Source organism: Amycolatopsis melonis, assembly GCF_040064235.1.
GTDB lineage: Bacteria > Actinomycetota > Actinomycetes > Mycobacteriales > Pseudonocardiaceae > Amycolatopsis > Amycolatopsis melonis.
Genome location: NZ_JBDZYD010000001.1, coordinates 979,953 through 991,881 on the forward strand (window position 1 = coordinate 979,953; position 11,929 = coordinate 991,881).

The window sequence follows — 11,929 nt, forward strand, 5'->3', positions numbered from 1 at the left end:
CGATGCGAGTCGTCATCTTCGGGGCGTCCGGAATGATCGGTCACGGTGTGCTGCGCGCCTGCCTCCTGGATCCGCAGGTCGACTCCATCCTGCTGGTGGTGCGCAGGCTGCTGGACGTGGACGATCCGAAGGTCCGGCAGGTCGTCCATGCCGATTTCACGGATTTCGCGGCCATCCAGGGCGAGTTCGAGAATCTGGACGCCTGCTTCTATTGCGCGGGTGCCTCCTCGACCGGCCTCCGTGAGGAGGAATACGCCCGGATCACCCATGACCACCCGCTGGCGGCTGCCAACGCGGTGAGCGCTGCCAACCAATCCCTGACGTTCACCTTCGTGTCGGGAGAGGGGGTCTCCGAATCGAGCCGGTCGATGTGGGCCCGGGTCCTGGGCCGCACCGAGAACGCACTGCTGGCGATGCCGTTCGACGCCCATGTCTTCCGGCCCGCCTACATCCGGCCCCGCAACGGCGCCCTTCCCCGAAGTTCGGCCTACCGCTTGATTTACCGGCTCACGTCGTGGCTCTACCCGGTGCTGCACCGGCTGGCCCCGGCGCACACGACCACGACCGAGCACCTGGGCCGCGCAATGATCGCCGTCGCCCGCTCTCAGGGCAGCGCTCCCGCTGTGCTGCACAGCCCTGACATCAACCGGCTGGGTGCCGTCGTCAGGGGGCGGTGACCCGGCGCGGCAGGAAGGCGGCGACGGCGAGTGCCAGCAGCGCGGCGCCGGCGCCGAGGGCCAGGACGGTGCGGAATCCCGCTTCGGACGGCAGGGCCCTGCCGGCAGGGCCGAACGGGGTGGTCATGTGGGCGAGGACCACCCCGATCACCGCGCTTGAAGTCGCGGTTCCGATGGAGCGCATGAGGGTGTTGAGGCTGTTGGCCGCGGCCGTCTCGGAAATCGGCACGGCGCCCATGATGAGCGCGGGCATCGCGCCGTAGGCCAGCCCGATGCCGGCGCCGATGATGCAGGAGGCCAGGACCAGCTGCCAGACCTGGGACATCAGCACGACGTCGATGCCGTAGCCGGCGGCCACGACGATCGCGCCGAGCATGAGGGTGGCCTTGGGGCCCCTGGTTCTGGTGATCGCGGCGGACACCGGGGCCACGGCCATCATCACCAGTCCCATCGGGGCCATGACCAGCCCGACGGTCAGCAGTGACTTGCCCATGCCGTAGCCGGTGGCCTCGGGCAGCTGCAGGAGCTGGGGGAGGACCAGGGACATCGCGAACATCGCGAAGCCGAACACGATCGAGGCCACGTTGGTCAGCAGCACCTGGCGGCGGGCGGTGGTGCGCAGGTCCACCAGCGGCTGTGCGGTGCGCAGTTCGAACCAGCCCCAGACCAGCAGCACGACGGCGGCGACGGTGAACAAGCCGAGGGTGGTGGGGCTGCCCCAGCCCCAGTCGGCTCCCTTGGACACCGCGAGCAGGAGGCAGACGAGGCCGGCCGACAGCCCGATGGCGCCCGCGAAGTCGAAGCGGCCGCCGGTGCGCACTCCGGACTCGGGGATGAGCGCCAGGACGGACGCGAGGGCCGCGGCACCGAAGGCGGCCGAGGTCCAGAACAGGACGTGCCAGTCGAAGTTGTCGGCGATGAACGCGGCGGCGGGGAGGCCGAGGGCGCCGCCGACGCCGAGGGAGGCACTCATCAGCGCGGTCGATCCGGGGAGCTTCTCGGCGGGCAGTTCGTCGCGCATGATGCTGATCCCCAGGGAGACGACACCGGCGGACAGTCCTTGCAGAATGCGCCCCACGAGGAACGGGAGCAGGGAGTCGCTGAGGCCGCACAGTACTGAGCCCGCGACCAGCAGGGCCAGGCTGACCAGCAGCATTCGCCGCTTGCCGTACATGTCGCCGAGGCGTCCCATGACCGGGGTGGCGACGGCGGCGGCGAGCAGCGTGGCGGTGATGGCCCAGGCGATGTTCGCCGCCGAGGCGTTCAGCAGCTGCGGCAGCTCGGCGATCAGCGGGATGACGAGAGACTGCATCAGCGAGACCACGATCCCGCTGAAGGCCAGCACGGCCACGGTGGTGCCCGGCCGCGGCGCGGCCGACGGTCTTTCTTCGGTGAGGCGGGATTGTGCTTGGGACATGGTGGTTTCTTTCGTGTGATGGTGGCGTTGAGGTCGGCCGGCTATTTGTCGGTCAGCCGGATCGCGGCCGCGGGGCAGACCACGGCGGCCTCCCGTACCCCGTCGTGCAGTTCGGGGGAGGGGGTGTCGGTCAGCAGGACGGCGATGCCGTCCTCATCGCGCTGGTCGAACACCTCGGGGGCGGCGAGGACGCACTGCCCGGCGGCGACGCATTTCGGTTCGTCCAGTTCCACGTGCATGGGTCTCTCCTGTGTTGTAGGCCACGCTGAGCGCATAAGTGATATACAACTATCACTTCATTTGGATGGGAGGTTAGCACATGAGATAGTCGACTATCGTTTGCTACCCTGTGATGATGACCGCCGAGACTCCGAGACGGCCGCGGGCCGATGCCGCTCGCAACTCCGGGAAGATCCTGCGGGCCGCACGGGAGGCCTACGCCGAGATCGGCCCCGACGCGCCCATGGAGGAGATCGCCCGCCGGGCCGGGGTGGGGATCGCGACGCTCTACCGCCATTTCCCCAACAAGGAAGAGCTCGCTACAGCGGCCCTGGAGCAGAAGGCCGCCGAAGAGATGTCGCCCGCGATCGACCGGGCACTGGCCGACGACGACCCGATGCGAGGCATGACGGCCCTGCTGGAGGCGATGGCGTCCCTGGGCTCACGCGAGCACAGCACCTTCGCTGCCGTGCGGCACTACGGCTCGCTCAGCCCGGAGATCTCCACCCCGTACTACGAGGCGCTTCTCGTGCTCGTTCGCCGCGCTCAGCTGGCCGGCCTCGTCCGCGCGGACCTCGTGCCGGACGACCTGCACCGGATCACCGTGATGCTGCTGAGCGTGTTGTGGACGATGCCCCCCGCCAGCGAGGGCTGGAAGCGCTACGTCACGCTCGTCCTCGACGGCCTGTCCCCGGCCCGGCCGTCCTCGCTGCCGCCCGCGGCACCCCTCTGGCACCCGGAGAAGCGCGACACCCGGCCTGCCTGACAAGGGCCGGGTCACCGCCGGCGTGACCGCGACGGTGACCCGGTTGTCCGTCCCTACCAGGTGACCGGCAGCTCGTGGACGCCGAAGGCGGACATGTCGTGCCGGAACTTCACGTCCTCGAGCGGGACGGCCAGGCGGAGATCGGGCAGCCTCCGCAGCAGTGCGGGCAGCGCCTCCATCAGTTCCACGCGGGCCAGGTTCTGCCCGAGACACTGGTGGATGCCGTGCCCGAAGGCGATGTGCCCGCGGACGGAGCGGCCGATGTCGAAGACGTCGCCGGTGTCCGGCAGGAACGCCGGGTCCCGGTTGGCCGCGGGCAGGTTCACGGTCAGGATGTCGCCTTCCTTGATCTCCTGGCCGCCGATCGTCAGGTCCTCGGTGGCGGCACGCCAGATCATGTCCTGGGCGATCGCCAGGTAGCGCAGCAGTTCCTCGACGGCGCCGGCGACCACCTTGGGGTCGTCGGTCTCCCGGATCCGCGCGGCCTGCTCCGGGTGCTCCAGCAGGGTCAGTGTCCCCAGGGAGATCATGTTGGCCGTGGTCTCGTGCCCGGCGAACAGCAGGATCATGCCGTTCATGGCCAGTTCCTCGCGCTTGAGCTCGCCCGTCACGACCCGCTCGGCATACAGGCGGCTGAGCAGATCGTCGCCCGGCTCGCGCTCCTTGCGCGCCACCAGTTCCATGAGAAAGCCGAACAGTGAGGCACTCGCGGCCGTCTTCTCCTCCGGCGTGGCCTGCGCCTGGTTGATGACGAGGCTGTTCTGCTGGAAGTACTCGTGGTCTTCGTAGGGCACTCCGAGCAGCAGCGAGATCACCAGAGACGGGATCGGCAGTGCGTAGGCCTGCACGAGATCCGCCGGGGAGCCTTCGGCGATCATCTGCTCCAGGAAGCGGTCCACGATCTCCCGGATCCGGGGACGCATCGCTTCCGTGCGTTTGACGGTGAAGTCCTTGGTGAGCATCAGGCGCAGCCGGGCGTGTCCGGGGTCGTCCATCCGCGGGAAGGCCGGCACCGGCGGCATCCCGGCGGGGCTGAGCTGGGGGTAGCGGGCGGGGTCCGCGCTGAACCTCGGGTCGGCCAGGATCTTCTTGACGTCCTCGTACCGGCTGACCACCCAGGCGGTGCGGCCGTTCCACATCCGCACGCGCTGCAGCCCGTCGCCCAGCCGCCAGGCCTCGTACTCGGGCGGGAGGTCGAACGGGCAACGGGAATCGCGCACGCCGGGGTAGACGGGAAGGCCGGTGCCGTCGTTCGTGACAGCAGTACTCATGAACACTCCAAGAAGAGGACGGAAAGGGGATGGCTAAGCGACGGGCGTGGTGTCGAGGGCGTCTGCCCACGGCGTCCGGGCGGCGATGAGGGCCCGCCAGGCGCGCAGGATCTTGGGTGGTACGCCTGCGGAGAGCACTCCGGTCAGGCGGTCATCACGGCGGTAGGCGACGAGCAAGCGGGCCCCGGCAGCGTCGTGCTCGACGACGACCGCTTCGTCGTGGCCGCGCAGGTATCCGTAGGCCTGGGTCTTCACGGCGTACTGGTCGGACCAGAAGTACGGCACCGGCGCGAACGGTCGCCCCGGGTCCGGGCCGAGCAGGTTCCGGGCGACGGCCATCGCCTGTTCGGCGGCGTTGGTTCGGTGTTCGATGCGCATCGCCGTGCCGAACAGCGGGTTGTGCCAGCGGGCCACGTCACCGACGCCGTACACCCCCGGCGCGGCGGCACAGAACTCGTCGCACACCAGCCCGTCGTCCACGGTCAGCCCACTGCCCGCCAGCCATTCGGTGTTGGGCAGCGAACCGATGGCGACGAGGACGTCGTCTGCGGCGATGTCGGTGCCGTCGGCGAGGCGCACGCCGGTGACACCGGTCTCGGACCTGCGGATCTCGCTGACCGCAGTACCCGTGCGTACCCGCGCTCCCTGTTCGTGGTGGACGGCGGCCAGGAATCGTCCGACCTCGTCCCCGACCGCCGGCCCCATCGGCACCGGCCCGGCCTCGAGCAGGGTCACTTCGGCACCCAGACCACGAGCCGTGGCGGCCACTTCGGCCCCGACGAACCCGCCGCCGACGATCACCAAGCGCCGTCCCGGCCCCAACCGGTCTTTCAGCACCAAGGCGTCGTCCAGGGTGCGCAGCACGTGCACCCCTGACACGCCGTCGCACCCCGGCAGACGGCGAGGACGGACACCGGTCGCCACGACCAGAGCGTCGTACGGCACCCGGGCTCCGTCGGCGAGCACCACTTCACGTCCGTCGCGGTCCAGCCCGGCGGCGGCAACACCCAGAAGCGGGTCCAGGTGCAGGGCGTCGATGTCCGCCGTCGAGCGCAGCTGGAGCCGATCCGGCTGCCAGGCACCCTTCAGCAGCTGCTTCGACAGCGGAGGCCGGTCATAGGGCAGATGCGGCTCGTCACCGATGAGGGTGATGACGCCCTGGTAACCGGACCTGCGCAAGGCCTCGGCAGTGCCCAGCCCGCCCGCCGATGCCCCGACGACGACAACCCGCTCCACCTCACCCCCACGCGGATGCCCGGCGCCGGCTGTCGCTTCCATCCGAAACTTCCCTTCATGAACCACCCCGGCAACAAACGATAAGTCACTATCGCTTAGGTGGTCTATTGGTGTCAACCAAACAAGATGCAACTCTCGCTTCTGGCCGATCAGGTCTGGGTGTCCTCGTCAGACCAGGTAAGATCCCGCGAGACGCGAGCCAACAAACGAGGGGGTTATGTCATTTAGTGTGCTGCGGTATCTGGCTGGAGTACACGACCTTGGCTGGTCATCACCCGCGCACAGTCGTCCGCTCGCTCCTTGAGGACCTTCCGTGAGGATGAGCGCATAAACCTGCTGCTCCTCGCCGCCCTCGTCATGGTCATCCGGTCGACGGCGGCGGCCCGGGCTCGACCGGCGGGAACCTGGGCGCCGGTGGTGATGGTGCCGGCCGGTGTCGTCGTCGGTCTGCTGTACGAGAACTCCATCGCGGCCGAGTTGAACACCGAGGTGCGGCAGGCAGTGGAGATCATCCTCGCGGTGCTGCTGTTCGTCGATGCCGCCGAGGTTCAGGTGCTTGACGGTCAGCCGGCGGAGGTCGATGCAGTCGAGAGCGATACCCGGCTCGTGGCGGACGGTGCTGCCTGCGCCCTCGCATCCGGCCGAGGTGGGCGGCACGGCCGGCGCGGGTCTCGCCGGTCTCGGTACAGCGGATGATCGCGTCGACTCCAGATTCGTCCTGCGTGGGCGGACCGGTGAGCACTCCGCGCAAGGTCTCCTCGGTCAGCCCGAAACGCACCGGTCGATCCGGCCCTGCGGACGAGCATCGCTTCGTTGATGATCGGCACGACCTTGAGTGCCATGTGGATGGTCCTGGAAGGACACCAGGGGTGACGGGAGGCAGGCACTCCGGCCGGTGCGCTGATCCTGCGCGCGCTCGGGATCCAGTCCGCCGATGTGAAGGAGATCGTCGCCGCCGACCTGCCGGCCCCCGCCCGAGGACTGATCGGCCGGCGGCGCCCGCACAACCCACGTCACTTCAAGATGATCGTGGTGCCGTGGAACGGCGGGGGATCAGGGTCGGTGCGGAGACGATGGTCCGCGGCGCCCGGTCGTCGCTCGCTTCGTTCAGCAGGTCGAGGGCTGTGGTGGCGATCTGGGCGAAGGGGACGCGGACGGTGGTGAGGGGGACGGGCAGGCTGCTGACGACGGGGATGTCGTTGTAGCCGACCAGAGACACGTCTTCCGGGACACGTAGGCCGAGAGCGTGGGCGGCGGCCATGACGCCGATCGCCGTGTTGTCGTTGACGGCGAAGATGGCGGTGGGCCGGTCGGTGCGGTCGAGCAGGACCCGGCCGGCGACCTCGCCGGACTTCATCGAGAAGGAGTCACCGGCGATCAGCGACTCATCGACGGCCATCCCTGCTTCGGTGAGGGCGTCGCGGTATCCGTCGAGCCGGCCGCGGGCGCTGGAGGCGTAGTCCGGGCCGCCGACGAGGCCGATCCTGCGGTGGCCGAGGTCGATGAGGTGGCGGACGGCCAGCCGGGCGCCGAGCCGGTCGTCGCCGATGGCGGCCGGGCCGATGCCGTCGGTGCGTAGCGCCAGTGCGTGCGGGACGCCTTGCGCGGTGGGGACGTCGAGCCTCGCGGTGGTGAGGATGAGGCCGTCGACGCGGCGGCGGACGAGGGTCTGGACGGCGAACTGCTCGGTGGCGGGGTCGTCTTCGGTGGTGGCCACGACGGCGAAGAGACCGCGACTTGCCGAGGCTGCCGCGATCTGCTCGTACAGGATCGCCATGACGGTGTCGGTGAGCCGGGGGACGATCACGCCGACGGTGTTGGTGCCGGCGCGGCGCATGCCAGCGGCGAGCGGGTCGCGGACGTAGCCGAGTTCGGCGGCGATCTGGCGGACGCGCTGGGCGGTTTCGCTGTTGGATCGGGGGAGGCGTTCGTTGAGGATCCGGGACACGGTGGACTTGCTGACCCCGGCCGCCCGGGCGACGTCGACGATGGTCACCACACGCTGAAGGCTACTGGTTGGCGGCGCATTTCCGGGGGAGGGGTTGACGGCAGAGAGCTCGTGGCGCATCGTGTGGGAACGTTCCTGCAACCGTTCCCATCGATGTCGGAAAGGCTCGAGAATGTCTTCGGAGCACACCCTTGACCTGCGCGGACTGGTGCCCGCCCCCGTCACGCCGTTCACCGTGGACGGTGCGGTCGACCACGCGGCTCTCGCGTCCTACGGCAAGTGGCTGGCCGGGTTCGAGGGGGTGAAGGGCCTGGTCTGCCTCGGCCACGCCGGCGAGGGCACCTTCCTGACCCAGGACGAGCAGGTCGCCACCATCCGCACCCTGGTCGAGGCGGTCGGCGGCACGGTCCCGATCATCGCCGGCATCACCGGCGAGGGCACCGCCGTCGCCGCCGAGGAGGCGGTGCGTGCGGTGAACGCGGGTGCGTCCGCCGGGCTGGTCTACCCCTCGCACGGCTGGCTGCGGTTCGGCTTCCAGACCGGCGCGCCGCAGGACCGCTACCGGGCGATCTTCGAGACCTCGGGGCTGCCGCTGATCCTGTTCCAGTACCCGGACGTCACGAAGGCCAGCTACGACCTGGCGACGCAGCTGGAGATCGCCGCGCAGCCAGGCGTGTTCGCCACCAAGAACGGGGTGCGCAACATGCGCCGCTGGGACACCGAGATCCCGGTGCTGCGGGCCGAGCATCCGGAGCTGCAGATCCTGTCCTGCCACGACGAGTACCTGTTGCACACGATGTTCGACGTCGACGGTCTGCTGGTCGGCTACGGCGGCCTGGCGCCGGAGCCGCTGCTGGAGCTGATCGCCGCGGGCAAGGCGCGGGATTACCCGGCCGCTCGCGCGGTCCACGACCGGCTGCTGCCGGTGACCAAGGCCGTCTACCACCGCGGTTCCCACATGGAGGGCACCGTGGCGCTCAAGCTGGGCCTCAAGGCCCGCGGCGTCCTGCCGACCGCGACCGTGCGGTCTCCGCTGATCGACCTGTCCGCCGAGGCCGAAGAAGAGATCGTCCTCGCGCTCAAGGCCGCCGAACTCCTCTGAACGTCGATCGGGGCGGCAGCACGCTGCTGCCGCCCCGCGATCCGGTGACAATGCAGTCCCGAAGGACTCCGCGACGAGGCGGAGAGCGAGGAACGAACCCATGACCACCATTGCTGCAGGCGGAGGCACCACGGCGACCGCGACCGCGGCCCTGGTCGCCCGCCTCGAGCGGCTCCCGATCACCCGCCGGCTCCTGCTGATCCGCGTCATCATCGGCTCGGCGACCTTCTTCGACGCCTACACCGTGCTGGTCATCGCCTTCGCGATGCCCCAGCTGGTCACCGAATGGCACCTCAGTCCCGCCCAGGTCGGCGCCATCCTCTCCGCCGGCTACGTCGGCCAGCTCATCGGCGCGGTCACCTTCGGCTGGATCGCCGAGAAGTTCGGCCGGATGAACACGCTGCTGATCACCATCGTGCTGTTCGTCTCGATGGACGTCGCCTGCCTGTTCGCCTGGAGCGGCACCTCGATCCTGATCTTCCGGTTCCTGCAGGGCATCGGCACCGGCGGCGAAGTCCCCGTCGCCAGCGCCTACATCAACGAGTTCATCGGGGCCCGCAAGCGCGGCCGGTTCTTCCTGCTCTACGAGGTCATCTTCCCGGTCGGGCTGATGTTCGCCGGGATCGCGGGCTACTTCCTGGTCCCGGTCTACGGCTGGCGCGCCCTGTTCGTCGTCGGGCTCATCCCCGCCGTGCTGACCATCCCGCTGCGCCTGCTGATGCCGGAATCACCGCGCTGGCTGGCCACCAAGGGGCGCGTCGAGAAGGCGGACGAGGTCGTCTCGATGCTCGAGAACGAGGCCGTGAAGCAGGGGCACGTCCTGGTCGAGCCCGTCGTCCGCCCGGTGGACCCGAAGGTGAAGACCCGCTCGGACTGGCGCGAGCTGTTCCACGGCATCTACCGCAGGCGCACCCTGATGATCTGGGTGCTGTGGGCGACCGTCTACCTGGTCAACAACGGCCTGGTCACCTGGCTGCCCACCCTCTACAAGCAGCTTTTCCACCTGCCGCTGCAGACCAGCCTCGCCTACGGCTGGATCACCTCCGGCGTCGGCGTGCTCGCGTCGGTGGCTTGCGCGCTGCTGATCGACAAGGTCGGCCGCAAACGCTGGTACTCCTGGGCTTTCCTGCTCGCGATCGTGCCGCTGACAGCCCTCACTGTCTCCGGCGCCACCTCGGCGATCCAGGTCCTGATCATGGCCACGCTCGCCTATGCGATCCTGCAGACGATCTCGTTCTCCCTGTACCTCTACTCGGCCGAGCTGTATCCGACACGGCTGCGGGCGATCGGCACCGGCTTCGGCAGCGCCTGGCTGCGCGCCGGCTCCTCGGTCGGCCCGCTGCTGGTCGGCTGGATCGTCGCCGACCTCGGCATCCGCTACGTCTTCTCCGCCTTCGCCGCCGTCGCCCTCATCGGCGGGATCGTCACCATCCTGTTCGCCATCGAAACCCGGAACCAGGTCCTCGAAGAACTCTCACCATGACGTGACCTGGGCTCCGGGGGCAGACCCGGCGATCCGTTCCGTTCCCGGAACGACCGCTCCGAACCCGCCGTGCCTGCCGCTCAGCCGACCCGCGTCGATCGGGTCACGTCCAGGTGCTGCAGCGAGCGGCGGCCGCGGCCCCGGGGCAAGCCCGCGTCGTCCTGTCCGCCTGCTGGGAAACCCCTTGCCGGCGACGCCGGAAGGCCCCGGAACTCGCGCGTGCTTGGTGGGGGCCTTCGAGGCGGAGCGGCAGGCGTGATGGTCACTTTGTTTCGTCGGTTTCGCCATTTTCGGCGGGGAGGGCCGGCGGCTGATCACGATCAGGAAATTTCCGCTCATGTCCGATAGAAATACCCCCGTCACCGTTTTCGTAGTTCCTGATCAAGGAGCTGTGGTCACCAGGCCCGGCATGACTTGCGCCCCCAGTCGAACCCATGATCCGGGGGGTGGTGTCACCGGGTCTGGTGGCATCAAGGGCGAACACCCGGCCCGGACCGGAAACCGCCAGCTCAAACGCGCGTCTTCCTCGCCGCCTTCGCCTCGTTGTCCGACCCGGCCAGCAGGACCTACTACTAAAGCAGCAGGTCGGTGGCGAACTTCAGTGTGGGGTTATAGATCAACTCGGTCCTCGGACACTCAATTACCCGGCTGGAGCGGGTCGTATGGGCTCCTGACCGACGGGTTTGACTTCTCGGGTGGCACCGCCACAGCGGATCGTCAGGCAGTTCGTTCTCAGGTGGCTCGCGATCGCGGGATCATCGTTGTCGGCCGTCTCGGGGAATCGGGCGCGGAGATCATCGAGCAAGTGGTCTTCGCGGACGTAGACGTTCTTGGCGAGTTCTGGTGGGCGGTTGCGGGCGCTGGTGTGGCCGTGACGGCAGCGGTAGCCAGGGCGGCCGTTGATCCGGTGTGAGTCCAGCCGGCGGCCGCACAGCTGACATTGCACGAGCCCTGCCAACATGTACGTCCTCATTTCACCGTGCTGGGTGGGGTCGGGCCGCGCGCATGCCCTGGACCGCCGGGAACGTCGCCTCGCCTGGGCCGCCGGCGCTACTGGTGGGTGCCCCCGTCGACGCGGATCTCGGTGCCGGTGATGAACGCGCCGTCTTCGGAGGCGAGCATCGCGATGACGCCGGCGACGGACTCCGGTGGGGCGAAGCCTTCGCCGATGGCCGGCTGGAGCTTGCCGAACAGCTGCCAGTCGACGTCTTCGGGCAGGTGCTGGACCGTCGTTTCGGTGATGCCGCTGCGGATGCTGCCGGGGGCGACGCACACCGCACGCAGGCCCTGCTTCGAGTACTCCTGCGCTATGGAGTGGGTGAACGACTGGATGCCGCCCTTGCTGGCCGAGTAGGCCGCCATATATGGGTGGGCGAACGAGGCCGACGTCGAGCTGAAGTTGACGATCACGCCGTGCCCGGTGTCCAGCAGCGCCGGCAGTGCGGCTCGGGTGACCAGGAACGTGCCGGTGAGGTTGACGCCGATGATCCGGTTCCACATCTCGAGCTCGCACTCGTGGGTGTGGGCGCCGCGGAGGATGCCCGCGGCGTTGACGAGCACGTCCAGGCCGCCGAGCCGGTCGATGCTCTCCGAGACGACGGCGTTGACCGCCTCCTCGTCCGAGATGTCGAGCACCCGGGCGGTGAGCCGTTCGCTGCCGGCGATCTCCTTGAGGACCGTTTCGGCTATGTCGGCCGCGACGACGTGCGCACCTTCGGCCAGGAGCCGGAGCACGGTCGCCCGGCCGATGCCGGAGGCGCCGCCGGTGATCAGGACGCGCTTGCCGGTGAATCGCTGCATTCGTGCGGGT

Annotated in this window: 12 protein-coding genes; 5 read left to right on the forward strand and 7 right to left on the reverse strand. The window is 69.0% G+C overall.

All coding sequences use genetic code 11. The features are described from left to right. The first annotated feature begins 2 nt into the window (after nucleotides 1–2). Nucleotides 3–677, forward strand: a complete 675-nt coding sequence (locus ABJI51_RS04340) for an NAD-dependent epimerase/dehydratase family protein (protein WP_348947609.1) — start codon at nucleotides 3–5, stop codon at nucleotides 675–677. Here the strand turns inward: ABJI51_RS04340 and ABJI51_RS04345 are convergent. Together ABJI51_RS04345 and ABJI51_RS04350 are read right to left on the reverse strand one after the other, a co-directional pair. Next, nucleotides 664–2,094: an MFS transporter gene (locus ABJI51_RS04345; protein ID WP_348947610.1), complete on the reverse strand. Its 1,431-nt coding sequence runs from the start codon at nucleotides 2,092–2,094 to the stop codon at nucleotides 664–666. The genes ABJI51_RS04340 and ABJI51_RS04345 overlap by 14 nt on opposite strands. A gap of 41 nt (nucleotides 2,095–2,135) precedes the next feature. Then, nucleotides 2,136–2,333 (reverse strand): ferredoxin, encoded by a 198-nt coding sequence (locus tag ABJI51_RS04350; RefSeq protein WP_348947611.1) that lies wholly within the window; start codon nucleotides 2,331–2,333, stop codon nucleotides 2,136–2,138. 116 nt (nucleotides 2,334–2,449) lie between these two features. On the opposite strand from ABJI51_RS04350, the gene ABJI51_RS04355 reads away from it, so the two are divergent. Beyond that, complete coding sequence (locus ABJI51_RS04355) at nucleotides 2,450–3,079, forward strand: TetR/AcrR family transcriptional regulator (RefSeq protein WP_348947612.1); 630 nt, start codon at nucleotides 2,450–2,452, stop codon at nucleotides 3,077–3,079. Nucleotides 3,080–3,132: 53 nt separating this feature from the next. Here the strand turns inward: ABJI51_RS04355 and ABJI51_RS04360 are convergent, their stop codons facing one another. Together ABJI51_RS04360 and ABJI51_RS04365 are read right to left on the reverse strand one after the other, a co-directional pair. After that, nucleotides 3,133–4,350 (reverse strand): cytochrome P450, encoded by a 1,218-nt coding sequence (locus tag ABJI51_RS04360; RefSeq protein WP_348947613.1) that lies wholly within the window; start codon nucleotides 4,348–4,350, stop codon nucleotides 3,133–3,135. A 33-nt stretch (nucleotides 4,351–4,383) separates the two neighbouring features. Then, entirely contained in the window at nucleotides 4,384–5,628 is a 1,245-nt protein-coding gene (locus tag ABJI51_RS04365) for an NAD(P)/FAD-dependent oxidoreductase (RefSeq protein ID WP_348947614.1), read from the reverse strand. 258 nt (nucleotides 5,629–5,886) lie between these two features. Between ABJI51_RS04365 and ABJI51_RS04370 the strand changes: the two genes are divergently transcribed. Next, entirely contained in the window at nucleotides 5,887–6,282 is a 396-nt protein-coding gene (locus ABJI51_RS04370; RefSeq protein ID WP_348947615.1) for a hypothetical protein, read from the forward strand. Between the two features lie 322 nt (nucleotides 6,283–6,604). On the opposite strand, the gene ABJI51_RS04375 is transcribed toward ABJI51_RS04370, so the two are convergent. Further along, complete coding sequence (locus ABJI51_RS04375; protein ID WP_348947616.1) at nucleotides 6,605–7,585, reverse strand: LacI family DNA-binding transcriptional regulator; 981 nt, start codon at nucleotides 7,583–7,585, stop codon at nucleotides 6,605–6,607. 121 nt (nucleotides 7,586–7,706) lie between these two features. Here ABJI51_RS04375 and ABJI51_RS04380 point away from each other — a divergent pair, with 121 nt between their 5' ends. Both ABJI51_RS04380 and ABJI51_RS04385 read left to right on the forward strand, forming a co-directional pair. Then, entirely contained in the window at nucleotides 7,707–8,636 is a 930-nt protein-coding gene (locus ABJI51_RS04380) for a dihydrodipicolinate synthase family protein (protein ID WP_206792006.1), read from the forward strand. A gap of 100 nt (nucleotides 8,637–8,736) precedes the next feature. Next, entirely contained in the window at nucleotides 8,737–10,119 is a 1,383-nt protein-coding gene (locus ABJI51_RS04385; RefSeq protein ID WP_348947617.1) for an MFS transporter, read from the forward strand. 640 nt (nucleotides 10,120–10,759) lie between these two features. Here the strand turns inward: ABJI51_RS04385 and ABJI51_RS04390 are convergent. Continuing rightward, the gene (locus ABJI51_RS04390) at nucleotides 10,760–11,092 is read right to left on the reverse strand and encodes a recombinase zinc ribbon domain-containing protein (RefSeq protein ID WP_348947618.1); all 333 of its coding nucleotides are present in this window, start codon (nucleotides 11,090–11,092) and stop codon (nucleotides 10,760–10,762) included. A 77-nt stretch (nucleotides 11,093–11,169) separates the two neighbouring features. Beyond that, entirely contained in the window at nucleotides 11,170–11,919 is a 750-nt protein-coding gene (locus ABJI51_RS04395) for an SDR family NAD(P)-dependent oxidoreductase (RefSeq protein ID WP_348947619.1), read from the reverse strand. Nucleotides 11,920–11,929 lie beyond the last annotated feature (10 nt).

Coding starts and splice junctions, on each gene's coding strand:
- ABJI51_RS04340 (WP_348947609.1), top strand. CDS start 3: ATGCGAGTCGTCATCTTCGGGGCGTCCGGAATGATCGGTCACGGTGTG.
- ABJI51_RS04345 (WP_348947610.1), bottom strand. CDS start 2,094: ATGTCCCAAGCACAATCCCGCCTCACCGAAGAAAGACCGTCGGCCGCG.
- ABJI51_RS04350 (WP_348947611.1), bottom strand. CDS start 2,333: ATGCACGTGGAACTGGACGAACCGAAATGCGTCGCCGCCGGGCAGTGC.
- ABJI51_RS04355 (WP_348947612.1), top strand. CDS start 2,450: ATGACCGCCGAGACTCCGAGACGGCCGCGGGCCGATGCCGCTCGCAAC.
- ABJI51_RS04360 (WP_348947613.1), bottom strand. CDS start 4,350: ATGAGTACTGCTGTCACGAACGACGGCACCGGCCTTCCCGTCTACCCC.
- ABJI51_RS04365 (WP_348947614.1), bottom strand. CDS start 5,628: ATGGAAGCGACAGCCGGCGCCGGGCATCCGCGTGGGGGTGAGGTGGAG.
- ABJI51_RS04380 (WP_206792006.1), top strand. CDS start 7,707: ATGTCTTCGGAGCACACCCTTGACCTGCGCGGACTGGTGCCCGCCCCC.
- ABJI51_RS04385 (WP_348947617.1), top strand. CDS start 8,737: ATGACCACCATTGCTGCAGGCGGAGGCACCACGGCGACCGCGACCGCG.
- ABJI51_RS04390 (WP_348947618.1), bottom strand. CDS start 11,092: ATGAGGACGTACATGTTGGCAGGGCTCGTGCAATGTCAGCTGTGCGGC.
- ABJI51_RS04395 (WP_348947619.1), bottom strand. CDS start 11,919: ATGCAGCGATTCACCGGCAAGCGCGTCCTGATCACCGGCGGCGCCTCC.